Below are 26467 nucleotides of genomic sequence, written 5' to 3'. Positions count from 1 at the left end.
AAATTCCGCTAAGTGTCAGATCTTCACGCTCCGGCGTCCGGCTGGTGTCGGATCTTCGTATAGCGACTGAAGAGGAATCCCGCCTCCTCCAGGAGTGACACAAGGGAGAAACGTTCCGGCACCGGTACGGCGGGCCCGCCCGCGATCCGCTGCGCGTCTCCGGCCGTGAGCAGCGGGGAGACTGTCAGACAGAGCTCGTCCAGCACCCCGGCCGCCACGAACTGGCCGAGCAGACGCGGCCCGCCCTCGGTGAGGAGCCGGCCGAGCCCCCGGTCCGTCAGTTCCGCCACCGCGCGGGCCGGCTCGACCGCGGCGCCGTCGCCGGCGAACAGGACCTCGGCCCCCGCCTCCCGGGCCGCGTGGACCCGGTCCGAGGGCGCGGCCGTACCGGTGATCACGAAGGTCGGGACCAGGGGCGAGACGAAGAGCGGCAGGGAGAAGTCCAGGTCCAGGCTCGCGCTGACGACGGCGACGGCCGGAGCCGGGCCCTGCCCGGCCGCGGCACGCCGGGCGGAGAACGCCTCACGGGCGCGGGCGGGCCGGTAGCCCTCCAGACGCACCGTCTCCGCTCCCACGACGACCACGTCGGCCAGCCCGCGCAGGGTGCCGAAGATCCGCATGTCCGTGGGGCACGAGATGCCCTGGGAACGGCCGTCGTGCTGGGCGGCGCCGTCGAGGGTGGAGACCATGTTGGCACGGAGCCAGGACCGTCCGGTGTCCGGATACGCGTAGGCCTCGGCCAGCTCGTCGAGCGTCCACTCGCGGTCGGCGGCGGCAGCGGCTGGGTGTGTCAGGTCCGTCACAGGGAGCAGGCGTCGCATGCCCAGCAGTCTGGCACGGCTCCCCTGACCGTCCGGCGGATGACGGGGCGCCCGCGCGGGGCCGCGCGCGCCCCTCCACCACACTGCCGACGGTTCACCAGGGCTTCTTCCTCCGCCCCGCGGCCTCGGCGGGCCTGGGGAGCCCCGGGGGCCCACGCCCCCCGCACCCCTCCCCCGTACGCGCCCGGCCCCGCTCCCCGGCCACCGCTCACCCGGTGCCGGACGGTCTAAGGTGGAGAGTTGTGTCGTCCTCCACAGCCGTGCCGGGGCAGAGCCCCATAGCCGAAACGGCCCCGCAGTCCCTGTGCGCCCTCGAACCGCGCGTGCCCGCCGATCGGCTGGTCGCGGAGATGGTGCCGCCGCCACGCTTCGACGCGGTGCGTTTCGATACGTACGTCCCGGACCCGAACCAGCCGAGCCAGGCCGAGGCCGTCACGGTGCTCGCCTCCTTCGCGGCGGGGCTAGGCGGAGCGCACGCCAGCGGAGCGGGCAAGCGCAAGTGGTTCAGCAGGAAGCCCGCCGCTCCCACGGGGCCGCGCGGGGTCTATCTCGACGGCGGGTACGGGGTGGGCAAGACCCACCTGCTGGCCTCCCTCTGGCACGCCACGCCCGCCGATCCCTCCCTCAAGGCGTTCGGCACCTTCGTCGAACTGACGAACCTGGTCGGCGCGCTGGGCTTCCAGCAGACCGTGCGGACCCTGAGCGGGCACCGGCTGCTCTGCATCGACGAATTCGAGCTGGACGACCCGGGCGACACCGTCCTGGTCTCCTCCCTTCTCAGCAGGCTCGTCGAGGCGGGGGTGGCGCTGGCCGCCACCTCGAACACGCTGCCCGGCAAGCTCGGCGAGGGCCGCTTCGCCGCCGCCGACTTCCTCCGCGAGATCCAGGGGCTGTCCTCGCATTTCCGGCCGCTGCGCATCGACGGCGAGGACTACCGCCACCGAGGACTGCCGGAGGCGCCGCCTCCGTACTCCGACGACCAGGTGACCCGGGCCGCCTACGCGACGGCGGGTGCCTCCCTCGACGACTTCCCGTCCCTCCTCGACCACCTCGCGCGCGTGCATCCGAGCCGGTACGGCGCTCTGACCGACGGGCTCAGCGCGGTCTGCCTCACCGACGTGCGCCCGGTGCCGGACCAGTCGACCGCCCTGCGCCTGGTGGTCCTCGCCGACCGGCTGTACGACCGCGAGATCCCCGTGCTGGCCTCCGGCGTCCCCTTCGACCGGCTGTTCAGCGACGAGATGCTGAACGGCGGGTACCGCAAGAAGTACTTCCGGGCCATCTCGCGTCTCACTGCGCTGGCGCGTGACGCAAAGGGACTTGTGGGGCAGTAGGTTCGGGGGCGAGCGCGTGCGGGTGCCGACCGGCGCCCGCGCGTCCCGTACAACCGCGCACACCGTCCGAAGGGATCCAGCATGGCTACCACGCGTCAGGCGCACACGGTCTGGGAAGGCAACCTGATCGAGGGCAACGGCGTTGTCACCCTCGACTCCTCCGGGATCGGGGAGTACCCGGTCTCCTGGCCTTCCCGCGCGGAGAAGGCGAACGGCAAGACCAGCCCGGAGGAGCTCATCGCGGCGGCGCACTCCAGCTGCTTCTCGATGGCCCTGTCCCACGGCCTGGCCAACGCGGGCACGGCGCCGACCCGGCTGAACACCAAGGCCGAGGTCACCTTCCAGCCGGGTACCGGCATCACCGGTATCCACCTCACGGTGGAGGGTGAGGTTCCCGGCCTCGACGAGGCGGGCTTCGTGAAGGCCGCCGAGGACGCCAAGGCGAACTGCCCGGTGAGCCAGGCGCTGACCGGCACCACCATCACGCTCAGCGCGTCGCTGGCCTGATCCCGCACGTCCCTGGGGCCTCGTGCGGCCCCGGGGACACAGGGGGCATCGTGGCCCGCATGGTTCCCGCGCGCCGCGACGCGTGGTACACACATGCGGGTCACTTCACCTGTCCGCCAACAGGGAGTTGCCTCATGACATCCGCACCTCGACGACCCGCGACGGCCTCGGCGTCCCGACCGCTCGCGACACGACGACAGATCCTGGCCGGCAGTGCCGCGGTCGCCTTCACCGGCGCCTTCGCCGAACTCTTCGCCGGCACCGCGAGCGCCCGGGGCCACAGCGGCTATGGCCCCCTCCTGCCCGACCCCGACGGCCTGCTCGACCTGCCGAAAGGTTTCAGCTACCGGGTCCTGTCCCGGGAGGGTGACCCGCTCCGCTCCGGCGAGGGCCTGGTCCCCAGCAACCACGACGGCATGGCCGCCTTCCGGGGCCGCAACGGCCGGGTCCATCTCGTGCGCAACCACGAGAACAGGGTCACGGGCAGGATCGGTGTCCCGACGGTCGAAGGCCTCACCTACGATCCGGCCGGCAAGGGCGGCTGCACGGCCCTCGAACTCGACGCCCGCGGACAGGTCCGCGGCGAACGCGTCGCCGTCGCGGGGACGGCCGTCAACTGCGCGGGCGGACCCACTCCCTGGAACACGTGGCTGACCTGCGAGGAGACCGAGGACAGGGCCGGCACCAACGGCTACACGAAGGACCACGGCTTCGTCTTCGAGGTGGACGGTGCCGATCCGCGCCGCACCGGCGCGGTTCCGCTGACCGCGATGGGCCGCTTCCAGCACGAGGCCGTCGCGATCGACCCGGAGAGCGGGATCGTGTACGAGACGGAGGACGCGTTCGAGAAGCCCTTCGGGCTCTTCTACCGCTTCCTCCCCGAGAAGCCGCTCGGCGGGACGGGCTCGCTGCGTGCGGGCGGCGCACTGGAGGCCATGCGGGTGCCGGGGGTACCCGACCTCTCCTCGATCCAGGAGACCGGTGCGCGTTTCGACCGGGTCGAGTGGGTCCCCGTACCGGATCCGCAGGCCTCCGCGACGCCCATCCGGTTGCAGGACTTCGGGCCGAAGGGCGTCACCCACGCCCAGAAGCTGGAGGGCTGTTACTGGGGGGGCTCGTCGGTGTACTTCGTCTCCAGCTACGCACGCAGCGCGGAGGGATCGGCCGGCGACCACTTCGGCCAGGTGTGGCGTTACGAGCCCGGGCGGCGCCGGCTCACCCTGGTGATCGTGTTCGGCCCGGACACCGACATCCAGCTCCCGGGCGAGTCCCCCGACAACATCTGCCTGGCCTCCGGGGGCGGGCTGATGGTCTGCGAGGACGGCGGCGGCGCGCAGCACGTGCTCGGGGTGACGCGGCGCGGCGAGGTCTATCCGATGGCACGCGGACGGCAGAACATCGGGACGGCCGAGGAGCCGGAGTGGGGTGAGTTCGCCGGGGTCACGTTCTCGCCGGACGGCGGGACCATGTTCGTGAACTGCTACACGCCGGGGACCACGTTCGCGGTGTCGGGCCCCTGGCGCTGATCCGGGTCGGCAGACGGGTGATCCGGGCCGGCCGCTCGCCGGCCCGGAGCGCCGTCGGGCGTGTCCGGCTTCCTGTCAGCTAGCGTCCCCCGGTGATCACATCCGTTCGTACGATGATCGTTCTGGCGACTCTCGGTGGGACCGTCCTGAGCGGGGCGCTCGTCGGCTGCGGAAGTCCCGGGTCCGCGCGGTCCGGGGAAGCCGTGAGCGCGCCGTCCGGGGGCGCCGCGCTCACGACGGCCTCCCCCGGGCCCGCGACCCGGCCCCCGACGGAGGCCGCGGACCCCTCCCCGGCCCCGGAGAGCGGGCCGCCCGTTCTCGCGCCGGGGCCGGCCGGTCTCACCCCGGTCTTCGAGCGCAGGGCGCAGGGCTCCCCCTCCCGGCTCCGGACCGAGAAGGTCGTGGCCCTCACCTTCGACGCGGACATGACGGCGGATCAGGGGTCGCGGGCCGCCGGGGGCGAGCGCTTCGACAACCCCGGGCTGATCGCGTTGCTGCGCCGGCTGAAGATCCCGTCGACGGTCTTCATGACGGGCCGGTGGGCGCAGGAGTACCCGGCTCAGGCCCGCTCGATCGGCACCGATCCGCTGTTCGAGATCGCCAATCACTCCTTCAGCCACTACGCCTTCTCCTCCTCCTGCTACGGCCTGCCGACCGTCGCGAAGGCCGACATGAGGAGCGAGGTGGACCGGGCCTTCACCGCGATCCGTGGGACGGGGGCCCGCAACGTCGTGCCGTACTTCCGCTTCCCCGGGGGCTGCTACGACGACGCCTCGCTGAAGGCGCTGGCCCCCACGGGGGTCACCGCGGTCCAGTGGGACGTCGTCAGCGGCGACGCCTTCGCGACCGACGCGGACGCGGTGGCCGAGCAGGTGCTGGACGGGGTGAGGCCCGGCTCCCTGGTGGTCATGCACTGCACCCGCAGTGCCGCGCCCGTGACCGAGGAGGCCGTACGCCGGATCGTGCCGGAGCTGCGCGAGCGGGGCTACCGCTTCGTCAAGGTCTCGGAGCTCATGCGCGGGTGAAGGGGGCCGCGGCGGCGGCCCCTCAGCCGGAGCAGGCGGTGCGCCCCGCCTCCTGCCACGCACACACCGGGCAGAGGGTGCTGCCCTTCGTGGACTCCGGGTATTCGGTCGGTTCGCGGCACAGCACGCACTCGGCGTACGGCGGTCCCGCGTCCTGGGGAGCGGGGGCCGGTCCGGGCGTCTCGCAGTACGCATCGTCCATGCGGTCGAGGGTACTCAGGCGCGCACCCGGGCGAGCCAGGAGGTGAGGGCCCCCGCCGCGGCAACGACGGCGACGGCTCCACCGAGCGGCAGCAGGGGCACCCGCACCGTGCCGGTCGCCGACCCGGAGACCAGCCAGGTCACCGCCTCCCGGGCGGGCGAGCCCTTGCCCACGAGGGCGAGCAGCACCCCGAGCAGCGTCACCATGAGCGACCATCCGCGGCGGCGCAGGACCGGGCGTGAACAGAGCGCCCCCACGGCGGTGCCGGTCAGGGCGCAGCACGCGACGGCGAGCAGCCCGGCGAGGGCTGCGGGCAGCAGGGGCACGAGGGTGGTGCGGTCGTTGCCGGCCGGTTCGCTGATCAGCAGCGTGACCACGCAGGCCGTGGCGCCCAGGGCGAGCGAACGCCCCAGGGCCGCCGACAGCGCGGCAGCGTGCGCGCGCGAAGGCCCGGCGGCGGACGCGACGACGGTCCGGGCGGCGTGCGGCTCCTGGGTGACACAGAGCCGGGCGAGCCAGGCCGCGGCCGGGAGCAGTGCGGCGGCGGCGTAACCGAGCGAGTCGAGGACGGGCTGACCGGGGCGGACACCGACCGCGAGTACGGCCGCGTAGAGCAGGGCGGGGGCGAGCCAGCGCTGTGAGCGGACCAGCAGACCGGCGTGGTAGCGCGTCAGGGCGGCGGTGACCCGCACCGGGGGCCCGCTCCCGCGCCTCGCGGACGAGGGGTGGGACGGGGGGCCGGGCGCCGGGACACGTCCCGGCACGGCCGGGGCCGTAGGCGAGGACGGAGGCGGCACACGCGGCGGTGTGGCCACGGCGTCCGGTGCGGCCCCGACGCGTGCTCCCCCGCCGGCGGACTGCCCCGGCACCGGTACCGCGAGCGGGCGGACCCCGGTGATGTGCCAGGGTGGCCGGGCCGTGAGCAGGGCGTGGAGCACGTCGTCCGAATGCGCCGCGGTCGTCGTGAGGCGGAGCAGCCGCGGGTCCTCGGCGTCCCGGTCCACCACGGGTGTACCGGGCAGTCCGGCCGGCACGAGGGCCGGCGCCTCGCCCCTCGCCTCGATCCGGACGCCGGGGCCGGGCCCCCCGGGTGGGGAGCCGGCCGGAGTGAGGGTCAGCCCCTCCAGCCGGTACGCGAGGCCGGCCGAGCCGGACAGTCTGCGCGGATCGTGGTCGACGAAGACCACCGTGGCCCCCTCGGCGACCCGCTCGGCGACGGCCCGGTCCAGTTCCCCGCGCGCCCCCGCGTCCAGGCCGGTCCACGCCTCGTCCAGGACGAGCAGATCGGGTCGCGCCAGGAGCGCCTGGGCGACCGCAACCTTCTGGCTGGTTCCCTTGGAGAGTTCCGCCATGGGCGTGCGCGCGTGCCCGGCCGCCCCGAAGCGCTCCAGCCAGTGGAGCGCGCCTGCGGAAGCTTCGGCGCTCGTGAGGCCGTGCACCCGGCCCAGGTGGACGAGGTAGCCGAGCGCGGTGAACGGCAGCGCGGCGGGGAACCGCTCGGGGACGTACGCGGTGCGCGGCCGGCCGGTGATCCGGCCCTCGGTGGGCGCCTGGGTCCCCGCGAGAAGCCGCAACAACGTCGACTTGCCGGTGCCGTTGGCGCCCACGACCCGGACCAGGGTGCGCGGCGCCAGGTCCAGGTCGACACCGCGCAGTACCCACGGCCCGCGCAGACCGTAGCGCCTGCCCACCCCTCGCAGGATCAATGGGCCGATGCCTTCTCCGGCTTGAGCTCGCTGGGACGGACGATGACGAATCCCTCGCCCTGGAGCATCAGCTGGACGGCCTCGCCCGAGCCTCCGCGCACCATCGAGCCGAAGCTCTGCGAGCGGTGCAGGGATGTGGAGAGCTGCGCGCTCCAGCCGACGACCGCGTCCGTGTCCACGTACACCGGCTGCTGCGCGGTGACGGGGATCACGATCGGCTGGCCCTCGCAGATGAGGCCGAGCTTCCCGTATCCGCTGAAGACGCTGTTGAAGAGGCCGCCGCCGGTCATACCGGCGCCCTTCACGGTCTTGATCTCGTAGGACAGACTCGCGTCGAAACAGAGGACGTTGCGGCCGTTGATCGTCAGGACGTCGCCCTGTTCCATCTCCACGATGAAGCAGTTGGCCGCCTCGTGGGCGAACCACGCCTCGCCCTGGCCGGTGACGGCCATCAGCGCGAGCCCTTCACCGGTCACCGCGCGCTTGAGCATGCCGCCTATGCCCTGGCCCTTGCGCTCGAACTGGAGATTGCCGCGGAAGGCGATCATCGATCCCTGCCGCGCGTGCATCTCTCCGTTCACGGCGTACTTGATGGACTTGGAGTTCTGCAGGGTCATGCCGGGGGCCGTGGCCTGCTGTGCCATGTGCTCGCTGGAAAAGAGGTCGCTCTTCATGGCGTGCATCCTCACCCGGAGCCGTCCGTTCCGCCAAGAAAGGGGCGCCGCGGGGCCTGGCAGACTGGACGCGTGAGCAGCGACAGCATCCCTGAGCCCCTTCCCGCACCCTCCGTGGTCCCCGCCGGCAGCCCGTTCCGTACGGAGCCGACGGCCCGCGACGAAGCCCCGCAGTTCGTCCTGCCGCTCGTCGTGCACATCGAGAAGGCCGACCCTCCGGCGCGCAACGACGCCCTGGTGACCGCGGCCCGCGCGGTGCTCACGATCCTCTCCGACCCCCGCTCTCTCGGCGAGGACGAGGGCGCGGGCGAGGGTGAGTGGGCCCGGGCCATGCGCGACTGGCAGGACGCCAGGATCCGCAAGGTGGTGCGGCGGGCGCGCGGCGCGGAGTGGCGCAAGGCGTGCGCGCTCCCCGGGATCACGGTCACGGGCGAGCGCGCCGAGGTCCGGGTGTACCCGCCGGTCCCCCTGGACGGCTGGCCCAAGGAACTGGTCAAGCTCCAGGTGTCGGGCACGGATCTGGAGGACGCCGAGCCCCTGGCCGCCCCCGACCTCGACGGTCCGGTGCTCTGGATGAGCCCCGAGACGGCCATGTCGGCGGGCAAGGCGATGGCGCAGGCCGGGCACGGCGCCCAGCTGGCCTGGTGGGAGCTGTCGGAGACGGAGCGCAAGGCCTGGCGCGAGGCGGGATTCCCGCTCTCGGTGGCGACCCCGGACGCCCGCCACTGGCGCGAGCTGGCCGCGAGCGGACTGCCGGTGGTGCGGGACGCGGGCTTCACCGAGGTCGCTCCGGGGTCCTGCACGGTCGTCGCGGACCACCCGGCGCTGCGCCGCTGACCGGACGGTGGGGGCGGCCCCGCTCCCCGGTCCTCCCGGGGGGGGCACGCCGCTCCGGGGCGCCGCGCCTCTCCCCCGTCGCAGCCCGCCGCTGCCGTCGCCGCCCCCGCTCCTCCTGGCCGGTCGGCGTTCCTCTCGTGTGCCGCACGCCGCTCCCCGGGCGGCCCGCTCGGCCCGTGGCGCCCCGCTCGTGGCGTGCCGTAGGTCCCGTCCCCCACGGCTGAACACAACTGCGCCGATCTACGTATCTCCTCGTACTGCCGCACCGGCATTACCGCCAAGTAGGTTGAACGCCGGTTCAGTTGGCGGTTGATTCGAGCTGATACGCACCCGGCCCGGGAGACATCTTGCTGCGACGCATCAACGGAACGGCCCTCATCATCGCCGCCCTGGTGGCCACGATCGGCGCGCTCGCCTTCCCCGTGTGGTCCTACGCCGACCGCTCCGGCACCGGCGAGGCCAATCTGAACGCCTCCAGCGTGGCCACCCAGTGGGGCCCGCTCTCCGCGACCGACCGGGACTTCCTGATCAAGGTGCGGCTGGCCGGGCTGTGGGAGCTCCCCGCGGGCCAGCAGGCGATCGAGCGTGCGCCGAGCGAGGCGGTGAAGCTCGCCGGTGACCATCTCGTGGTAGGCCACACGGACCTGGACCGGCGGGCGAGGGACGTCGCATCGAAGCTCGGGGTGGAGCTCCCGAACCAGCCCACGGAGCAGCAGCAGGGCTGGCTCAGGGAGCTCACCGCAGCGTCCGGCGAGGAGTACCAGCTGAAGTTCGCCAACCTCCTGCGGGCCGCGCACGGCAAGGTGTTCGCGCTGGTCGCGCAGGTACGGCACACCACGCGCAACTCGCTGATCAGGCAGTTGGCCTCCGACGCCAACCAGACGGTGCTGGACCACATCACCATGCTGGAGCGCACCGGCTTCGTGGACTTCGACGGCCTTGCGCGCGAAGCGGCGGGCGCTTCGACGGCCAGCCCCTCGGGGCCACCGGTGTCGTCGGGCGGCGTACCGCAGGTGCCGGTTCCGGTGACCCCGAGGGGCGACCAGTCGTTCACGTCCCGCCCCGTGCCGCCGACCATGGCCCCGCTGCCTCAGCCGTAGCTCCCTCGCGAGCGACGACACAGCAGAGGCCGCAGGGCTCCGGGTCGGGCGGCTCCGGTGCGGGCCCGTTCTCCGGGTGCCGCTGCCGGGCGGGACGCGCGAGGCCGTGGCCGGGTGGTACGAGGGGGCGGCCTGTACGGGCGGGGGCGCCCGACGGTCTCCGGCGGCACCACCCGGATGTGATCCGGGGTGACCGGCTCGTCGGAATGTCGGCGCACCCTCGCGTTTTCGCAGGCCGATGCGGGACCGGTCGGCCTGGAGCGGAGAGCACGCGCGCATCCGGGGGCGCTGTGCGCAGCTCCGGGAACCTCAAATCCAGCTCTGAACGTCCCCCCTTTCGGATTCGCCGCCTCCCGGCGGGGCCATGACCCCTGCACAAGGGGGAGGAGACACCATGAGGCTGGGAATCGGGATCGGCTGGCGGCCGGAGATCGCGGACGCCGTCGAGGCTCTGCCGGGGATCGACTGGGTCGAGGCGGTGGCGGAGAACATCTGTGAGGACCATCTCCCCGCACCGCTCGAACGCCTGCGGCAGCGCGGTGTCACCGTCGTCCCGCACGGCGTGGCGCTGGGCCTGGGCGGGGCCGACCGGCCCGACCCCGGCCGCCTCGCCGCACTGGCCGCGCGGGCCGAGCTGCTGGGCGCGCCCCTGGTGACGGAGCACATCGCGTTCGTACGGGCCGGAGGGCGGCTCACCGCCTCTCCGGCCCTGGAGGCGGGACATCTGCTGCCGGTGCCGCGGACCTGGGACGCCCTGGAGGTGCTGTGCGAGAACGTACGCGTCGCGCAGGACTCGCTGCCCGTGCCGCTGGCCCTGGAGAACATCGCCGCGCTGATCTCCTGGCCCGGCGAGGAGCTGACCGAGGGCCAGTTCCTCGCGGAACTGGTGGAGCGGACCGGCGTACGGCTGCTGATCGACGTCGCCAATCTGCACACCAACCACGTGAACCGTGGCGAGGACCCCGCGACCGCGCTCGACGAACTGCCGGTGGAGGCCATCGCGTACGTCCATGTGGCGGGCGGGGTGGAGAAGGACGGCGTCTGGCACGACACGCACGCCCACCCGGTGACGCGCCCCGTCCTGGACGTCCTGGGCGAGCTGCGCTCCCGCGTCGACCCGCCGGGGGTCCTGCTGGAGCGCGACGACGACTTCCCGCCCGCCGGGGAGCTGGCCGGGGAACTGACCGCGATCCGGGGGACGCTGGCCCGGGCCGCTGCCGCCCCGGCGGCACCCCGGCCCCGGCCGCGCGCCGCCGTGCCAAAGGAGCCGGCCGCCCGGCGGGCGGGGGGCCGCGACCGGACCGCCGTCGCGCAGACCGCGCTGCTCTCCTCGCTGGTGGCCGGCACGCCCGCACCGGAGGGCTTCGACCGCCGCCGCCTGGAGGTGCAGAGCCGTGCCCTGGCCGCCAAGCGCGCCGACGTCGTCGCGAAGGTGGCGCCGGAACTGCTCGCCCTCGTCGGTGACGGCTACCGGAAGGCGTTCCTCGCGTACGCAAGGAACCGGCCGATGTCCGGGGGTTACCGCCGCGACGCGCTCGGCTTCGCCGAGCATCTCCTGATCACGGGCCGGCCCGCCGACGAGGCCGCCCGGCGGAGACTGACGCGCTGGTGGCAGGAGCGCTCCGCCCCACGTCCGCCGCGCCGCGCGGCCCGCCTGGTCCACGCCGCCCGCGCCGCCCTTCTCGGAAAGTGACCGCGATGAACACTCTTGCTCTGGTGCTGACCCTGGCCGTGGCCGTCTCCTCCGTCGCCCTGGTCGTGGCGACGCGCCGCGCCGGTCTGCGGGGCGGCGGCACCGACGCGCACGTCCACGACCTCTTCGAGGAGGCCTTCCTCAAGGGCGGCCCGGCCAGGGCGGTGGACACCGCCCTCACCCGTATGCACACCGACGGGCGCCTGACCGTCGGTGGGCCCGGCATCGTCGTGGTCCGGCGGAACGAGGCCCACGACGCGGTGGAACGCGCCGTGCTCCAGGAACTGGCCGCCGCTCCGAGCGGCGCCCTGCACACGCTGCGCGAGAACGTGATGCGGCACCCGGCGGTGCAGGAGATCGGGGACGGCCTGGCCGCCCGCGGGCTGCTGGTCCCGCCCGGCGAGAGCCGGACGCGCCGCACCTGGGGGCTCGCCCTGGGCATCGGGGGCATCGTGGGCTTCCCGGTCTCCATCGCCCTGACGATCACCCAGTACGCCCTGTACGACGGGTTCGCGGAGATCCCCTTCCCCTTCGTCCTGAAGGTGCTGCCCGCTCTCGTGGTGGGGGCCGTGGTCGGTCTGGTCACCGCGTCGGGGGCCAGGTCACGGCTCACCGGAGCGGGGCGCGGGGCGGCCGAGGCGTTCCGGGCGGCCAACGCCCACGTGACCGATCCTGCCCATCTGGTGGCGACCCAGGGGCTGGGCGCACTCTCCGACACCGAACTCCGGGCACAGCTGACGGCCGCGGCCCGGCAACGGCGCGCGGGGCACTCCTCGTCGGCGCACTCCTCCTCGTCCTCGTCCTCGTCCGCCTCCGCAGCCGCGTTCGTGCCCGTGGCGTGGTGCGCGGGGGTGGGCCCCGGCGGCGGTGGCTGCGGAGGTTCCAGCGGCGGAGGCGGCGGCTCGGGGACGGGCTCCTCCTGCAGTTCGGGATCGAGCTGCGGCGGTGGGGGCGGTTCGAGCTGCGGCAGCAGCGGTTCCAGCTGCGGCGGTGGGGGCGGTTCGAGCTGTGGTGGCGGCGGTTCGAGCTGCGGCGGTGGGGGTTCCTGAAGCGCGGTCACGTTCTCCGCGCCGGCATCTCGTGGGCGGCGCCGTCTCCACCGGCGGGCCGCACCATGAGCCCGGATCGGCATGCATACGGATTCAGCCACGGATGACCGCCTGTGACCGAGATTGGTCCATATCGTGAACAGGGCATGGCGCTTCCCTGCCGGTTTCGCATAGAACTCCGCCATGCTCTGGGTTCTGCTTCTTCTGGTCGCGTGGAGCGCCGCCGCCGTCTCCTGCATCCGGCTGTGTCTGGTCACCGCGGGCGCGGCTCACAGGCCGCCGCCTGCCGCGCCGGCGTCCGCTCCCCATGAACTCAACCTCTACGAGACGGCGTTCCTGGCCGGTGGCCCGCAGCGGGTCGCCGATCTGGCCCTGGTCTCCATGCATCTGCGGCGCCGGCTGCTGCTCGCCCACACCGGCTGGGCCACCGTGGTGGACCCGGAGGGCCGGGACGAGGTCGAGCGCACCGTGATCCACGCGATCGGCCCGGAGGGACAGTCCCGGATAGGCCCGATACGGGCCGCCGCCGCGGCGGCCGACGCCGTACGCACCCTCGCCGACCGCCTGGTGGCGGCGGGGCTCGCCGTCCCCCACGGCACCAGGACCAGTCTGGAATCGGCGGTACGCGCGGTCCGGGGCTCCGCCGTGCTGGTGGTGGTCCTGGCGGTCACGGCCGTGCTGATGCCAGGTCAGGAGACGGGGTACGCGGGCCCGGTGGCCGCCTGGTTCGGGCTGCCGCTGGTGCTGACGCTGGGCTGCCTGGCCATCGCGCGGGTGGAGAACCACCCGTACAGCCCGTGGGCGTCGCCGTCCGGGCAACGCTGGCTGGACTCCCTGCCCGCGCCGGTGCGCGGCGCGGACCGCGACCTGCTGGCCGCGGTGGCCGTACGGGGCGTGGGCGCCGTGGAGGATCCGGCGCTGCGGGCCGCGCTGACGAGCGGAGCCCGCACCGGCGGATGAACCGCCGGGACGTGAGCACACGGCACGGGCCGCCCCGTGGGGCGGCCCGTGCCGTGTGCTGTCCAGTTGTACGGCCCGGGACACATCGGCCTCGGACGGCGAGATGGAGCGGCCCACGGGGAGGAATGGCTGACTCCCCCGCGCGCCACGGCGCTTCGCCGGCCTGCGGCCGATGTGTACCCGGTACCGGACCCGGTGTCGCTGGAACGACGGGCGGCGTCACACGCGCCGTTGCCCGCCAACTGATCTTCCGGGTCGGGGTGACCGGAAACGCTGGCTATGCGAGTCCGGCCACCAAGTCTGCGACGGTCTTCCTGCGCCCCGTGTAGAAGGGGACCTCCTCGCGCACGTGCAGACGCGCCTCGGAGGCACGCAGGTGACGCATCAGGTCGACGATGCGGTACAGCTCGTCGGCCTCGAAGGCGAGGACCCACTCGTAGTCGCCGAGCGAGAAGGAGGCGACCGTGTTGGCGCGCACGTCGGGGTAACCACGGGCCATCTTCCCGTGGTCCGCGAGCATGCGGCGGCGGTCCTCGTCGGGCAGCAGGTACCAGTCGTAGCTGCGCACGAAGGGGTACACGCTGATGTAGTCGCGCGGGGTCTCGTCCGCCAGGAAGGCCGGCACGTGCGACTTGTTGAACTCGGCGGGACGGTGCAGCGCCATGTTCGACCAGACCGGCTCCAGGGAGCGGCCGAGCGCGGTGCGCCGGAAGAGGTTGTAGGCCTCCTGGAGCTCGTCGGAGGTCTCCGCGTGCCACCAGATCATCAGATCGGCGTCCGCCCGCAGACCGGACACGTCGTAGGTGCCGCGGACCGTGACGTCCTTGGCCTCGAGCTGGTCGAACAGTTCCTGGACCTCGTCGGCGTAACCGGCGCGGTCGGCAGGAAGGACGTCCTTCAGCCTGAAGACGGACCACAGGGTGTAGCGGATGACCTCGTTGAGGTCCTTGGCCTTCTTGCCTGCGTTCGGAAGCTTCTCTGGCGCACTCATACGGCTATTGTCCCGCCTCGCTCCGCGTGCCCTGAACCAGGGTCGGAGTGTTGTCGATCTCTCCCGTGGCGACGCCCGTGAGATCCGCGGCGATCTCGTCCGCCGCGCGGTGCGCACTGGCGACACAGGCCGGGATCCCGACCCCGTCGTAGACCGCTCCGCACACCCGCAGACCGGGCAGCCCGGCGACCGCGTCACGGATCCGGGCGACCCTGTCGAGATGGCCCACGGGGTACTGGGGCAGCCCGCCGATCCACCGGGTGACCTCGGTGTCCACGGGCCGCGCCGCCAGCCCGGTCGCGGCGGCGAGGTCCGTCAGGGACACCTCGACGAGCTCGGAGTCCTCCCGGTGCAGGTGCTCCTCCTCGCCGTAGCGGCCGACCGACGTACGCAGCACGAAGAGATCGGGGGCGGAGTCGGCGACCCACTGCCACTTGTTGGTGGAGAAGGTGGCGGCCTTGATCGTGCGTCCGTCGACGGGCGGCACGAGGAAGCCGGAGCGGCCCTGGAGCGCTCCGGTGCCCGCGAGGTCGGAGCGCCGGAAGGCCAGGGTGACGAGGGCCATCGAGGCGTACTCGACGGCGGCCAGCTCGACGGCGGCGGCCGGGCACTCGGCGGCGAGCAGCGTGGACGCCGACCATGCGGGGGTGGCCAGGACGACGGCGTCCGCCGCGATCACCCGGCTGTCGGTGCGCACGTCCCAGCCCTGCCCCGACCGGGTCAGGCCGAGCACGGGGGTCTCCATGAGGATGTCCCCGCCACCGGCGCGCACGGCGTCGGCCACCGCTCCCGGCAGGGTGCCGATGCCCCCCTCGATGCCCTGGAACACCGGTCCGGTGTGCTGCCGGGCGGCGGCCCGCTCCTGGATGCGGAGTACGCCGTCGAGGAGCGGGCCGCCCTCCTTCACGGCCTCGAAGAGCTGGGGCACGGCGGCGCGCATCGAGATCCGGTAGGCGTCCCCGGCGTACACCCCGCCGAGCAGCGGCTCCACCAGCCGGTCGACGACCTCCCGGCCGAGCCGGTCGGCGACGTAGGAACCGACCGCGACGTCGTCCCCGACGGCGGTCGGTGTGAGGTCGCGCTCCTCGGCGATCCTGGCCAGGCCCTCGGGCGAGAGCACACCGCTGAGCGCGGCCGGGTCGCCCGGCACGCCCATCACGTGGCCCTTGGGCATGGGCCTCAGGGCGTCGCGGGTCCACACCGAGGCGGTGGCGGTGGCGGGCGGCTGGAGCCGTCCGCCGAGACCCACCGCGGTGGCCAGCCCGACCGCCTCGGGGCGCCGCGCGAGCATCGACTCGGCACCGAGGTCGACCTGGGTACCGGCGATCTCGCCGGTCATCAGCTTGCCGCCGAGCCGCTCCGTCGCCTCCAGGACGGTGACGCGGAGGCCGGAGGCCAACAGCCGGTGGGCGGCGGCGAGTCCGGCGATGCCACCGCCGATGACGACGACATGGCCCGTGCGTGTGGTGTCGGCATGAAGAGGACGCTGCATGGGTCCACTCTCTCAAACCCTTACCGAGTCCCGAACGTGACCACTTCGAAACCGCCCACAGGCAACCCGCCCAGGGGCCCCTACGTCGAACCGGCACCACTGACAACGGCCCTTGGGGGGACGCACCATGCCTTACGGACGCCACACCGACCGTCATCCACCCGCTCGTTCCGGACCGCGGCGCTCACGCGCGCTGGCCGCGGCCGGGCTGCTCATGGTGCTCCTGGGCACCGCTGCCTGCGGGGCGGGCTCCGCCGGCGACGCGCAGGGGCTGAACGCCGACTCCGACAAGAAGGCGGCGGCGCCCGCCGCGGAGGGGGCCGGGGAGCAGGCCGCGGGCAAGGGGGCCGACCGCTCCTCGTCGGCGCCGAAGCCGGGCGCCGCGGTCGCCGTCCACGTCATCCGCACGGCCACGCTCGACATCGAGGTGAAGAGCGTGCCGAAGGCGGTCGCCCAGGCCCGGGCCGCCGCCGAGGGGGCCGGCGGACTCGTCGCCGACGAGAGCACCGAGCGGCTCGACGAGGAGCACGACATCTCCCGTCTCGTCCTGCGGGTGCCCCAGGAGCGGTACGACGAGGTGCTGCGCGGACTCGCCGGGTCGGGGAAGCTGCTGTCCCGCACGTCGAACGCGAAGGACGTGACCGGGGAGGTCGTCGACGTCGAGAGCCGGATCGCCACGCAGCGGGCGAGCGTCACCCGGGTCCGCGACCTGATGGACAAGGCCGAGAAGCTCACCGACGTGGTGGCGCTGGAAGGAGAACTGAGCAGCAGGCAGGCCGACCTGGAGTCCCTGCTCGCCCAGCAGGCATCCCTGAAGGACCGTACGTCGCTGGCGACGATCACCCTCGAACTCAGCGAACCGTCCGCGGAGGGCAAGGACCCCGAGGACGAGGACACCGGCTTCCTGGACGCCCTGGCGGGGGGCTGGGACGCGTTCCTGACCATGCTGCGGTGGATCGCGGTGGCGATCGGCGCCTCGGCTCCGTTCCTGGTGGCGGCGGCCGTACTGGCCCTCCTGTGGCGGCTGCTGCGCGGCCGTCCGGCACGGCGCCGCGGGGCGGCCGGGGAGCCGCCGCGGACCCCGCGGGCCGCGTCCGAGGAACCGCCGACGGCCGCACCCGCTCCGTAACCGCCGTAGCGTGGGCCCCTGACCTGGACACGGCGGCGAAGGGACCCGGCAATGGCGGCGGAACGACTGGTGGTCGTCGGAGGCGACGCGGCGGGCATGTCCGCCGCGTCGCAGGCCCGCAGGCTCAAGGGGCCCGGCGAGATGAGCATCGTCGCCTTCGAGCGCGGCAACTTCACGTCGTACTCGGCCTGCGGCATCCCGTACTGGGTCAGCGGCGACGTGCGGGACCGCGACGACCTCGTCGCCCGGACGCCGCAGGAGCACCGGGACCGTTCCATCGATCTGCGCACCCGCACCGAGGTGACGGAGATCGACGTGGACGAACGGCGGGTGCGGGCGCTGGACCGCGACAGCGGTGAGACGTACTGGACCCCGTTCGACAAGCTGGTGATCGCCACGGGCGCCCGGCCCGTCCGTCCCGCGCTGCCCGGGATCGACGCCCCGGGCGTCCACGGGGTGCAGACCCTGGACGACGGCCAGGCCCTCCTGGAGTCGCTGGACCGCGCCCCGGGGCGCCGGGCGGTCGTGGTGGGCGCCGGTTACATCGGCGTGGAGATGGCCGAGGCGATGCTCAAGCGCGGCTTCGAGGTCACGGTGCTCAACCGCGGGGCCCAGCCCATGGCGACGCTCGACCCGGACATGGGGCGGCTGGTCCACGACGCGATGGACGGACTCGGCATCACCACCGTCAACGACGCCGCCGTCACCCGGATCGAGACCGGCGCGGACGGCCGCGTCACGGCGGTCGCCACGCAGGAGGAGACGTATCCGGCGGATGTCGTGGTGCTGGGCATCGGCGTCGAGCCGGAGACCTCCCTCGCCCGGGCCGCCGGGCTGCCCGTGGGCCCGCACGGCGGTCTCCTGACGGACCTGTCGATGCGGGTCACGGGGCAGGAGGCCGTCTGGGCCGGAGGGGACTGCGTCGAGGTGCTGGACCTCGTCGCCGGCCGCACCCGGCACATCGCGCTGGGCACCCACGCGAACAAGCACGGCCAGATCATCGGGGCCAACGTCGGCGGCGGCTACGGCACGTTCCCGGGCGTGGTCGGTACGGCGGTGAGCAAGGTCTGCGACCTGGAGATCGCGAGGACGGGACTGCGCGAGAAGGACGCGAAGGCGGTAGGGCTGCGCTACGTGACGGCGACGATCGAGTCGACGGGCCGCGCGGGCTACTACCCCGGAGCCGAGCCCATGACCGTGAAGATGCTCGCGGAGTACCGCACCGGACGGCTGCTGGGTGTGCAGATCGTGGGCCGTGAGGGTGCGGCGAAGCGCGTGGACGTCGCGGCGGTGGCGCTCACCGCCCGGATGACGGTGGAGGCCATGACGGCGCTCGACCTCGGGTACGCCCCGCCGTTCTCCCCGGTCTGGGACCCGGTCCTGGTGGCCGCCCGCAAGGCCGTGACGGCGGTGCGGGCGGCCGGCGGCTGACTAGCGGGCGGTCTGCCGGTGGACGTACTCCACCAGACGCGTCAGGGCGTCCGGGTCGGTGGTCGGCAGGACGCCGTGCCCCAGGTTGAAGATGTGGCCCTCGAGACCGGAGGCGGCGTCGAGCACCTCCCGGGTCTTCGCCTCGACCGCCTCGGTCGGCGCGAAGAGCACCGCCGGGTCGAGGTTGCCCTGGAGCGCCTTGCCGGGGCCGACCCGGCGGGCGCCCTCGTCCATCGGGACACGCCAGTCCACGCCGACCACGTCCGCGCCGGCCTCGCCCATCAGGCCCAGCAGCTCGCCGGTGCCGACGCCGAAGTGGATGCGGGGGACGCCGTACGGGGCGACGGCGTCGAAGACCTTCGCGGAGGCCGGCATCACGGAGCGGCGGTAGTCGGCCGGGGCCAGGGCGCCCACCCAGGAGTCGAAGAGCTGGACCGCCGAGGCGCCCGCCTCGATCTGTACCTTCAGGAAGGCGCCGGTGATGTCGGCCAGCCGGTCGAGCAGGTCGGCCCAGAGCTCAGGCTCGCCGTACATCATGGCCTTGGTGCGCTCGTGGTTGCGGGACGGGCCGCCCTCCACGAGGTAGCTCGCGAGGGTGAACGGCGCACCGGCGAAGCCGATCAGCGGCGTGGCGCCGAGCTCCGCGGTGAGCATCCCGAAGGCCTCGGTGACGTACGGGACGTCCTCGGGGGTGAGGTCGCGCAGCCGGGCGAGGTCGGCGCGGGTGCGGATCGGTTCGGCGATCACCGGGCCGACGCCGGGCTTGATGTCGAGGTCGATGCCGATGGCCTTGAGGGGGACGACGATGTCGCTGAAGTAGATCGCGGCGTCGACCTTGTGGCGGCGCACGGGCTGCAGCGTGATCTCGGTGACCAGCTCCGGCATCATGCAGGAGTCGAGCATCGCGACGCCCTCGCGCGCCTTCAGGTACTCGGGCAGCGACCGCCCCGCCTGACGCATGAACCAGACCGGGGTGTGCGGCACCGGCTCGCGGCGGCACGCCTTGAGGAACGCCGAGTCGTGGGTGGCAGGGGTCGTCCGCAGGCCCGTCGACGGGCCCTCCCCTGATCGGACGGAGCTGTGCTCTCGGGGAAGGTCGTTGGCACTCACGCACAGAATCTTCGCACGGAGCGGCAACGAGCCGGACCCCGCATGGGTGTCCCTCCCTGCACGGGGCTCCGGTTCCGCCTACTCTTCCCCGCATGGCTCCGGCTCAGGGACAATATTCCGATCATTCCGATGGCACTGACAGCGAGGAGAGTGCGGAGGGCGACACGGTCCCGCCCGCGTTCCGGTCGGCGGTCGACGCGTTGCGTTCCGCCCGCCTCCGCCCCGAACTGGAGGTCGAGTCCACACGCCCGCCGCAACGGCTCGCCCCGCACGCGTACGCCCTGGAAGCAGCGGTGGTGGACGGCGAGGACGATCTCGCCGACGGCCGCCTCGTGCTCCTGCACGACCCCGCCGGTCACGAGGCCTGGCAGGGGACCTTCCGCCTGGTGACCCTGGTGCGGGCGGAGCTCGAACCGGAGATGGCGGCGGACCCGCTGCTCCCCGAGGTGTGCTGGACCTGGCTGACGGGTGCGCTGGACGCCCGGGGGCTGTCGTACGGGGAGGCCGGCGGCACCGTGACGCGGGCCGGCTCCCACTACTTCGGTGCGCTCGGCGCGCGCCGTCCGGCGACGCAGATCGAGATCCGGGCCTCCTGGACGCCGCGCGAGGGGCGCGGCGGGGTGCCGGACACCGCGGCGCACCTGTCCGCGTGGGGTGATCTGCTCTGCCAGCTGGCGGGACTGCCGCCCTCGGGCACCGCGGACGCGGCGGTGGTGAGCCTGCCGCAGAGGCGCGGGCCTCAGGCGCCATGACGCAGCGTCATCGTTCGGGAGAGCCGGTCGCACAGGGACCGGCTCTCTTTTCGTACAATCGATCGCGCGTCCTATTTGCCCGAATTGTTACTCACTAATCCGTGATCTTCCTCTAAAGGAGGACGCGCCTGCTGCCGAAGAGGTCAATGACCCTTCAAGCACGGTTCGCCCCGGCTTCACCCCGAGCCGGCCCGTCCCGACACTCCCCAGGAGGCCTGGTGTCCGTTCTCCTCGAGCAGCCCGCAAGCCTGGTCGCCTACCGCCCGAACAAACCGACGGCCATGGTCGTCGTGGCCGACCCCCGCGTCCGTTCCACCGTCACCCGCCATCTGTGGGCTCTCGGGGTACGTGACGTGATCGAGGCGTCGTCCATCGCGGAGGCCCGTCCCCGCGTCGGCAACCCGCGCGACATCTGCGTTGCCGACGTCCACCTGCCCGACGGTTCCGGGCTGACCCTGCTGTCCGAGACCCGAGCCGCCGGCTGGCCGAACGGCCTCGCCCTCTCCGCCGCCGACGACATCGGCGCGGTGCGCAACGCCCTCGCGGGCGGCGTGAAGGGCTACGTCGTCACCGGCACCCGTACCAACATCGGCCACCCCACCCGTCCCGGCGTCGCCCCGATCGGCGCCAACGCCGCCCGTATGCACCGCAGGCCTCCCGGCTCCCCGAGCCACCCGGGCGGCTACCGCGAACTCTCCGGCCGTGAGGTGGAGGTGCTCCGCCTGGTCGCCGAAGGCCAGTCCAACAAGGCCATCGGCGTCTCGATGGGCCTCTCCGCACTCACCGTCAAGAGCCACCTCGCCCGCATCGCCCGCAAGCTCGGCACCGGAGACCGCGCCGGAATGGTCGCCGTGGCCCTCCGTACGGGCATCATCCACTGACCCCCGCACCCCACCGGCACCTGCGCGGACGCGCACCCGGCCGGTTTACGCGCCTGGTCGCCCGTCGGCGGAACGTTCCGTCGACGGGCGACGCGCATACACAGATACCCTTGGCATGTGACCGACGCCCAAGAGACCGCAGAAGACACTTCACTGCGAACCACCGGGGGCGCTCCCCCGGACGACGTCGCCCCGGCGCCGATCCCCTTGCTCGAACCGCGCGAGGGCATCCCTCCGGTGGTGGCGACCGACGACGCGCTGGCCAGGGTGATCGCGGCCTTCGCCGCGGGCTCCGGCCCGGTCGCCGTCGACGCCGAGCGCGCCTCCGGCTACCGCTACGGGCAGCGCGCCTATCTGGTGCAGCTGCGGCGTGAGGGCGCGGGCAGCGCCCTGATCGACCCGGTCGGCTGCCCCGACCTCTCCGGCCTCGGCCAGGTCCTCACCGGCAGTGAATGGATCCTGCACGCCGCGACCCAGGACCTGCCCTGCCTGCGCGACATAGGCATGACCCCCACGTCGCTCTTCGACACGGAGCTCGCCGGGCGGCTCGCGGGGTTCCCGCGCGTCGGGCTGGGCGCCATCGTGGAGAACGTCCTCGGCTTCGCCCTGGAGAAGGGCCACTCGGCGGTCGACTGGTCCACCCGTCCGCTGCCCGACCCGTGGCTGCGCTACGCCGCCCTCGACGTCGAGCTGCTGGTGGACCTGCGCAACGCCCTGGAGACGGAGCTGGACCGGCAGGGCAAGCTGGAGTGGGCCCTGGAGGAGTTCGCCGCGATCGCGTCGGCGCCGCCCGCTCCCCCGCGCAAGGACCCGTGGCGCCGGACGTCGGGCATGCACAAGGTGCGCCGTCGCCGTCAGATCGCCGTCGTGCGTGAGCTGTGGAACGCCCGCGACCAGGTGGCGCAGCGTCGTGACATCTCCCCCGGGAAGGTGCTCGGAGACGCCGCGATCATCGAGGCGGCCCTGGCGCTGCCCGCGAACGTGCAGGCCCTCACGGCGCTTCCCGGCTTCGGCCACCGCATGGGACGCCGTCAGCTGGAGCAGTGGCAGGCCGCCGTCGACCGGGCCAAGGCACTTCCCGAGTCGGAGCTGCCGCAGCCCGGTCAGCAGCCGGCCGGGCCGCCGCCGCCGCGGTCGTGGGCGGACAAGGACCCGGCCGCCGCGGCCCGCCTCTCGGCGGCCCGGGCCTCGGTGTCGGAGCTCGCCGAACGGCTGCACATGCCTCAGGAGAATCTGATCACCCCGGACACCGTGCGCCGGATCTGCTGGGAGCCGCCCAAGATCCTCACGCCGGGCGCGGTGGAGACCGCCCTCGCCGGGTTCGGCGCGCGCCGCTGGCAGATCGAGCAGGTCGGCCCCCTGCTGCTGAGCGCCCTGGACACGAGCGCCTGACCCCGCCCGCGTGTGCCCCCTGCCGGTCTCCGGCAGGGGGCACACGCGTGTCGGCGCCGCGCCGTCGCGCCACCCATCGGCGAGGATCGAATTCACGCCAGTTACCGGCCTCTTCCCGGCACCGGCGGCGGCTCGCCCCGTGTGACGTTCGCCGCTCCGGTGGTGGGGGGTGGGCAGTCTGGTTACCCGCAAGTAGCATGAGGGGCGTGGCGCGCCGATGCGTGCGCCCGCAGCAGTGCCATCCCGCACCCTGGAGGAGAGCCACCGTGCCTCGTACCATCCGGGACGTCGTCTTCGTCGACGGCGTCCGCACCCCGTTCGGCAAAGCGGGCCCGAAGGGCATCTACCACGAGACCCGCGCCGACGATCTCGTCGTGAAGGCCATCCGGGAGCTGCTGCGCCGCAACCCGGACCTGGACCCCGCGAAGATCGACGAGGTCGCCATCGCCGCGACCACCCAGATCGGCGACCAGGGCCTCACCCTCGGGCGTACCGCCGGAATTCTGGCCGGCCTGCCGCAGTCGGTACCCGGCTACTCCATCGACCGCATGTGTGCGGGCGCCCTGACCGCCGTCACCTCGACGGCCGGCTCCATCGCCTTCGGCGCGTACGACGTCGTCATCGCCGGCGGTGTCGAGCACATGGGCCGCCACCCGATGGGCGAGAGCGTGGACCCGAACCCGCGCCTCGTCTCGGAGAAGCTGGTCGACGAGTCCGCCCTCTTCATGGGCATGACCGCGGAGAACCTGCACGACAGGTACCCCTCGATCACCAAGCAGCGCGCCGACGAGTACGCGGTCCGCTCGCAGGAGAAGGCCGCCAAGGCGTACGCCGACGGCAAGATCCAGCAGGACCTGGTGCCGGTCTCCGTGCGCCGCACCAACGCCGAGGCGGGCGAGACGGGCTGGGGCCTGGTCACCGCCGACGAGCCGATGCGCCCGGGCACCACACTGGAGTCGCTCGCCGGTCTGAAGACCCCGTTCCGCGCCCACGGCCGCGTGACGGCCGGTAACGCCGCGGGTCTCAACGACGGCGCCACCGCCTCGATCCTGGCCTCCGAGGAGACCGCCCGCGAGCTGGGCCTCCCGGTCAAGATGCGTCTCGTGTCGTACGCCTTCGCGGGTGTCGAGCCCGAGGTCATGGGCTACGGGCCGATCCCGGCGACGGAGAAGGCGCTGGCCAAGGCCGGCCTCTCCATCGACGACATCGGTCTCTTCGAGATCAACGAGGCCTTCGCCGTGCAGGTGCTCGCCTTCCTGGAGCACTACGGCATCGCCGACGACGACGCGCGCGTCAACCAGTACGGCGGCGCGATCGCGTACGGCCACCCGCTCGCCTCCTCCGGCGTCCGCCTGATGACGCAGCTGGCCCGCCAGTTCGAGGAGCAGCCGGAGGTCCGCTACGGCCTGACGACCATGTGCGTCGGCTTCGGCATGGGCGCGACGGTCGTCTGGGAAAACCCGCACTTCGAGAACGCCGGAGGCACCAAGTGAGCTCCACCACCGAGCTTCTGAAGGGTGCGGCCGAGCTGTTCCCCGGCGAGGTCGTCACGCAGGCGCACGTACGCCACCTCGACCTGCCCGGCGGCGCGGGGCGCTTCGCGCTCATCACGCTGGACAACGGCTTCGACCACACCAAGCCGACCACCATCGGCCCGCAGTCGCTGGCGAACCTGAACGCCGCCGTCGACCAGGTCGAGAAGGAGGCGGCCGAGGGCACGATCACCGGCGTCGGTGTGACCGGCAAGCCGTTCATCTTCGCCGTCGGCGCGGACCTCAAGGGCGTCGAGCTCCTCAAGGAGCACAAGGACGCGCTGGCCATCGGCAAGGGCGGCCACGACGTCTTCCGCCGCCTGTCCGGCCTCGCGGTCCCGACCTTCGCGTACTACAACGGCGCGGCCATGGGCGGCGGTGTGGAGATCGGTCTGCACTGCTCCTACCGCACCGTCTCCAGCGCGCTGCCGGCGTTCTCGCTGCCCGAGGTCTTCCTCGGCCTGGTCCCCGGCTGGGGCGGCTGTGCGCTGCTCCCCAACCTGATCGGCGCCGACCGCGCCGTCTCGGTCATCATCGAGAACTCGCTGAACCAGAACCGCCAGCTCAAGGGCAAGCAGGTCTTCGAGCTCGGGATCGCCGACGCGATCTTCGAGGGCGCGGACTTCCTGGAGCAGTCGCTGATCTGGACCGCCTCCGTCCTCAAGGGCGAGATCGCGGTCGAGCGTCCCGAGGTCGACCGCGGTGACGCCTGGGACCAGGCCGTCGCGCGCGGCAAGGCCATCGCCGACTCCAAGGTGCACGGGGCGGCCCCGGCCGCCTACCGCGCGCTGGAGATCATCGCCGCGGCGAAGAGCGGCGACCTGGGTGCCGGCTTCGACGCCGAGGACCAGGCCCTCGCGGACCTGATCATGGGTGGCGAGCTGCGCTCCGGGATCTACTCCTTCAACCTGGTCCAGAAGCGCGCCAAGCGCCCGGCCGGTGCCCCGGACAAGTCCCTGGCCCGCCCGGTCACCAAGGTCGGCGTGGTGGGCGCGGGCCTGATGGCCAGCCAGCTGGCGCTGCTGTTCCTCCGCCGCCTGGAGGTCCCGGTCGTCCTCACGGACATCGACCAGGAGCGCGTCGACAAGGGCGTCGGCTACGTCCACGCCGAGATCGAGAAGCTGCTCGGCAAGGGCCGCATCAACCAGGACAAGGCCAACCGCCTCAAGGCCCTGGTCTCCGGCGTGCTGGACAAGGCGGAGGGCTTCTCCGACGCCGACTTCATCATCGAGGCCGTCTTCGAGGAGATCGGCGTCAAGCAGAAGGTGTTCGCCGAGGTCGAGGCGGTCGCCCCGGCGCACGCGATCCTCGCCACGAACACCTCCTCCCTCTCGGTCACCGAGATGGCGTCGAAGCTGAAGCACCCCGAGCGGGTCGTCGGCTTCCACTTCTTCAACCCGGTCGCGATCCTCCCGCTGCTGGAGATCGTCCGCGGCGAGCGGACCGACGACGCCTCGCTGGCCACGGCCTTCGGCGTCGCCCGCAAGCTGAAGAAGACCGCGGTGCTGGTGAAGGACGCCCCGGCGTTCGTCGTCAACCGCATCCTGACCCGCTTCATGGGCGAGATCCAGAACATCATCGACGAGGGCACCCCGGTCGAGACGGCGGAGAAGGCCATCGAGCCGCTCGGCCTGCCGATGTCCCCGCTGGTGCTGCTGGAGCTCGTGGGCCCGGCGATCGGTCTGCACGTCTCCGAGACCCTGAACCGCGCCTTCCCGGACCGGTTCACGGTCTCCGAGAACCTGGCGGCGGTCGTCAAGGCCGGCAAGCGCGGCTTCTACGTCTACGACTCCGGCGCGCCGGTCCTCGACCCCGAGGTAGCCGCGCTCCTCAAGCAGGGCGACACCGTCCTGACGGAGGAGCAGGTCCGCGACCGCGTCCTGGACGCGGTGGCGCAGGAGATCGGCCTGATGCTGGCCGAGGGCGTCGTGGCCGAGCCCCAGGACATCGACCTCTGCCTGATCACCGGCGCGGGCTGGCCCTTCCACCTGGGCGGCATCACGCCGTACCTGGACCGCGAGGGCGTCTCCGAGCGGGTGAACGGCAAGCCGTTCCTGGCGCCGGGCGTGGCGAGCGTTCCGGCGTAACGCGGATTCCTCACCGGACGGGCCGTACGGGATCGTTTCCGTACGGCCCGTTCCCGTGCCCGGCGTGGGACGGGCCCGGCCGTGCGCGGCCGGAGGGACGGGCGAAGGCGAAGGGCCGGCCGGGGGGGCCCCCGCCGGCCCCTCGCCCGCCCCCCGCCCCCGCGGGAACCCGGGCCCGGGTCCCGCCGGGGGTGTGCCGGGACGCCCCCGGGGGCCGCGCGGGCGCCCCCCCCCCC

The 26467-nt window shown here is 73.1% G+C and carries 23 protein-coding genes; 16 read left to right on the top strand and 7 right to left on the bottom strand.

The features are described from left to right. Positions 1-23 precede the first annotated feature (23 nt). Positions 24-821 carry a pyrimidine reductase family protein gene (locus tag ACFY8O_RS31785; RefSeq protein WP_387908551.1) on the bottom strand — a complete coding sequence of 266 codons (798 nt, stop codon included), beginning with the start codon at positions 819-821 and terminating at the stop codon, positions 24-26. A 242-nt stretch (positions 822-1063) separates the two neighbouring features. Between ACFY8O_RS31785 and zapE the strand changes: the two genes are divergently transcribed. From zapE to ACFY8O_RS31765, 4 genes are all read left to right on the top strand, one after another. Then, positions 1064-2155, top strand: coding sequence for a cell division protein ZapE (gene zapE / locus ACFY8O_RS31780; RefSeq protein ID WP_145812014.1), 1092 nt, complete (start codon positions 1064-1066; stop codon positions 2153-2155). 81 nt (positions 2156-2236) lie between these two features. After that, positions 2237-2662, top strand: coding sequence for an OsmC family protein (locus ACFY8O_RS31775; RefSeq protein WP_145812016.1), 426 nt, complete (start codon positions 2237-2239; stop codon positions 2660-2662). Positions 2663-2796: 134 nt separating this feature from the next. Further along, on the top strand, positions 2797-4188 hold the full coding sequence (locus tag ACFY8O_RS31770; protein ID WP_387908548.1) for an alkaline phosphatase PhoX: 1392 nt from the start codon (positions 2797-2799) through the stop codon (positions 4186-4188). Positions 4189-4301: 113 nt separating this feature from the next. After that, positions 4302-5213: a polysaccharide deacetylase family protein gene (locus ACFY8O_RS31765; protein ID WP_387908703.1), complete on the top strand. Its 912-nt coding sequence runs from the start codon at positions 4302-4304 to the stop codon at positions 5211-5213. A gap of 22 nt (positions 5214-5235) precedes the next feature. Here ACFY8O_RS31765 and ACFY8O_RS31760 read toward each other — a convergent pair whose 3' ends face one another. Genes ACFY8O_RS31760 through ACFY8O_RS31750 form a run of 3 tightly spaced genes read right to left on the bottom strand, consistent with a single transcriptional unit; the run spans position 5236 to position 7795 of the window. Continuing rightward, complete coding sequence (locus ACFY8O_RS31760) at positions 5236-5415, bottom strand: hypothetical protein (RefSeq protein WP_387908546.1); 180 nt, start codon at positions 5413-5415, stop codon at positions 5236-5238. A 14-nt stretch (positions 5416-5429) separates the two neighbouring features. Then, the gene (locus ACFY8O_RS31755; protein ID WP_387908544.1) at positions 5430-7106 is read right to left on the bottom strand and encodes an ATP-binding cassette domain-containing protein; all 1677 of its coding nucleotides are present in this window, start codon (positions 7104-7106) and stop codon (positions 5430-5432) included. Positions 7107-7117: 11 nt separating this feature from the next. Then, positions 7118-7795, bottom strand: coding sequence for an AIM24 family protein (locus ACFY8O_RS31750; protein ID WP_145812024.1), 678 nt, complete (start codon positions 7793-7795; stop codon positions 7118-7120). A gap of 72 nt (positions 7796-7867) precedes the next feature. Between ACFY8O_RS31750 and ACFY8O_RS31745 the strand changes: the two genes are divergently transcribed. The 5 genes from ACFY8O_RS31745 to ACFY8O_RS31725 all read left to right on the top strand — a co-directional run bounded on the left by ACFY8O_RS31745 (position 7868) and on the right by ACFY8O_RS31725 (position 13434). Then, positions 7868-8632: an aminoacyl-tRNA hydrolase gene (locus tag ACFY8O_RS31745; RefSeq protein WP_387908541.1), complete on the top strand. Its 765-nt coding sequence runs from the start codon at positions 7868-7870 to the stop codon at positions 8630-8632. A gap of 350 nt (positions 8633-8982) precedes the next feature. Further along, positions 8983-9732 carry a DUF4142 domain-containing protein gene (locus ACFY8O_RS31740; RefSeq protein ID WP_387908702.1) on the top strand — a complete coding sequence of 250 codons (750 nt, stop codon included), beginning with the start codon at positions 8983-8985 and terminating at the stop codon, positions 9730-9732. Positions 9733-10126: 394 nt separating this feature from the next. Continuing rightward, positions 10127-11425: a DUF692 domain-containing protein gene (locus tag ACFY8O_RS31735; protein WP_387908539.1), complete on the top strand. Its 1299-nt coding sequence runs from the start codon at positions 10127-10129 to the stop codon at positions 11423-11425. Positions 11426-11430: 5 nt separating this feature from the next. Continuing rightward, positions 11431-12474 (top strand): TIGR04222 domain-containing membrane protein, encoded by a 1044-nt coding sequence (locus ACFY8O_RS31730; protein ID WP_387908537.1) that lies wholly within the window; start codon positions 11431-11433, stop codon positions 12472-12474. Positions 12475-12657: 183 nt separating this feature from the next. Beyond that, positions 12658-13434: a TIGR04222 domain-containing membrane protein gene (locus ACFY8O_RS31725; RefSeq protein ID WP_387908535.1), complete on the top strand. Its 777-nt coding sequence runs from the start codon at positions 12658-12660 to the stop codon at positions 13432-13434. 277 nt (positions 13435-13711) lie between these two features. On the opposite strand, the gene hemQ is transcribed toward ACFY8O_RS31725, so the two are convergent. Beyond that, positions 13712-14425 carry a hydrogen peroxide-dependent heme synthase gene (hemQ, locus tag ACFY8O_RS31720; RefSeq protein WP_145812034.1) on the bottom strand — a complete coding sequence of 238 codons (714 nt, stop codon included), beginning with the start codon at positions 14423-14425 and terminating at the stop codon, positions 13712-13714. Between the two features lie 4 nt (positions 14426-14429). Next, positions 14430-15917, bottom strand: a complete 1488-nt coding sequence (hemG, locus tag ACFY8O_RS31715; protein WP_387908533.1) for a protoporphyrinogen oxidase — start codon at positions 15915-15917, stop codon at positions 14430-14432. 127 nt (positions 15918-16044) lie between these two features. Here hemG and ACFY8O_RS31710 point away from each other — a divergent pair, with 127 nt between their 5' ends. Together ACFY8O_RS31710 and ACFY8O_RS31705 are read left to right on the top strand one after the other, a co-directional pair. Beyond that, positions 16045-17046 (top strand): DUF4349 domain-containing protein, encoded by a 1002-nt coding sequence (locus tag ACFY8O_RS31710; RefSeq protein ID WP_387908531.1) that lies wholly within the window; start codon positions 16045-16047, stop codon positions 17044-17046. Between the two features lie 51 nt (positions 17047-17097). Beyond that, a complete protein-coding gene (locus ACFY8O_RS31705) occupies positions 17098-18477 on the top strand; it encodes an FAD-dependent oxidoreductase (protein WP_387908529.1) in 1380 nt (459 codons plus the stop codon). On the opposite strand, the gene hemE is transcribed toward ACFY8O_RS31705, so the two are convergent. Further along, positions 18478-19587 (bottom strand): uroporphyrinogen decarboxylase, encoded by a 1110-nt coding sequence (gene hemE / locus ACFY8O_RS31700; protein WP_387908527.1) that lies wholly within the window; start codon positions 19585-19587, stop codon positions 18478-18480. A gap of 92 nt (positions 19588-19679) precedes the next feature. On the opposite strand from hemE, the gene ACFY8O_RS31695 reads away from it, so the two are divergent. The 5 genes from ACFY8O_RS31695 to ACFY8O_RS31675 all read left to right on the top strand — a co-directional run bounded on the left by ACFY8O_RS31695 (position 19680) and on the right by ACFY8O_RS31675 (position 26231). Beyond that, on the top strand, positions 19680-20339 hold the full coding sequence (locus ACFY8O_RS31695; protein ID WP_145812042.1) for a DUF3000 domain-containing protein: 660 nt from the start codon (positions 19680-19682) through the stop codon (positions 20337-20339). A gap of 218 nt (positions 20340-20557) precedes the next feature. Continuing rightward, positions 20558-21220 (top strand): helix-turn-helix transcriptional regulator, encoded by a 663-nt coding sequence (locus ACFY8O_RS31690; protein WP_033300087.1) that lies wholly within the window; start codon positions 20558-20560, stop codon positions 21218-21220. A 117-nt stretch (positions 21221-21337) separates the two neighbouring features. After that, a complete protein-coding gene (locus ACFY8O_RS31685) occupies positions 21338-22612 on the top strand; it encodes an HRDC domain-containing protein (RefSeq protein WP_387908525.1) in 1275 nt (424 codons plus the stop codon). A 266-nt stretch (positions 22613-22878) separates the two neighbouring features. Further along, positions 22879-24105, top strand: a complete 1227-nt coding sequence (locus ACFY8O_RS31680) for a thiolase family protein (protein ID WP_145812047.1) — start codon at positions 22879-22881, stop codon at positions 24103-24105. Further along, a complete protein-coding gene (locus ACFY8O_RS31675; RefSeq protein ID WP_145812049.1) occupies positions 24102-26231 on the top strand; it encodes a 3-hydroxyacyl-CoA dehydrogenase NAD-binding domain-containing protein in 2130 nt (709 codons plus the stop codon). The genes ACFY8O_RS31680 and ACFY8O_RS31675 overlap by 4 nt, the downstream gene beginning before the upstream one ends. Positions 26232-26467 lie beyond the last annotated feature (236 nt).

This window comes from Streptomyces argenteolus (assembly GCF_042902585.1).
Classification (GTDB): Bacteria; Actinomycetota; Actinomycetes; order Streptomycetales; family Streptomycetaceae; genus Streptomyces; species Streptomyces argenteolus.
The sequence above is the reverse complement of the archived record's forward strand: the minus strand, read 5'-3'. Positions and strand labels throughout refer to the sequence as shown.

Bases quoted from the DNA above. Each gene is read 5' to 3' on its own strand.
- ACFY8O_RS31785 (WP_387908551.1), bottom strand. From the start codon at position 821: ATGCGACGCCTGCTCCCTGTGACGGACCTGACACACCCAGCCGCTGCC.
- ACFY8O_RS31775 (WP_145812016.1), top strand. From the start codon at position 2,237: ATGGCTACCACGCGTCAGGCGCACACGGTCTGGGAAGGCAACCTGATC.
- ACFY8O_RS31770 (WP_387908548.1), top strand. From the start codon at position 2,797: ATGACATCCGCACCTCGACGACCCGCGACGGCCTCGGCGTCCCGACCG.
- ACFY8O_RS31765 (WP_387908703.1), top strand. From the start codon at position 4,302: ATGATCGTTCTGGCGACTCTCGGTGGGACCGTCCTGAGCGGGGCGCTC.
- ACFY8O_RS31760 (WP_387908546.1), bottom strand. From the start codon at position 5,415: ATGGACGATGCGTACTGCGAGACGCCCGGACCGGCCCCCGCTCCCCAG.
- ACFY8O_RS31750 (WP_145812024.1), bottom strand. From the start codon at position 7,795: ATGAAGAGCGACCTCTTTTCCAGCGAGCACATGGCACAGCAGGCCACG.
- ACFY8O_RS31735 (WP_387908539.1), top strand. From the start codon at position 10,127: ATGAGGCTGGGAATCGGGATCGGCTGGCGGCCGGAGATCGCGGACGCC.
- ACFY8O_RS31730 (WP_387908537.1), top strand. From the start codon at position 11,431: ATGAACACTCTTGCTCTGGTGCTGACCCTGGCCGTGGCCGTCTCCTCC.
- ACFY8O_RS31725 (WP_387908535.1), top strand. From the start codon at position 12,658: ATGCTCTGGGTTCTGCTTCTTCTGGTCGCGTGGAGCGCCGCCGCCGTC.
- hemQ (WP_145812034.1), bottom strand. From the start codon at position 14,425: ATGAGTGCGCCAGAGAAGCTTCCGAACGCAGGCAAGAAGGCCAAGGAC.
- hemG (WP_387908533.1), bottom strand. From the start codon at position 15,917: ATGCAGCGTCCTCTTCATGCCGACACCACACGCACGGGCCATGTCGTC.
- ACFY8O_RS31710 (WP_387908531.1), top strand. From the start codon at position 16,045: ATGCCTTACGGACGCCACACCGACCGTCATCCACCCGCTCGTTCCGGA.
- ACFY8O_RS31705 (WP_387908529.1), top strand. From the start codon at position 17,098: ATGGCGGCGGAACGACTGGTGGTCGTCGGAGGCGACGCGGCGGGCATG.
- ACFY8O_RS31695 (WP_145812042.1), top strand. From the start codon at position 19,680: ATGGCTCCGGCTCAGGGACAATATTCCGATCATTCCGATGGCACTGAC.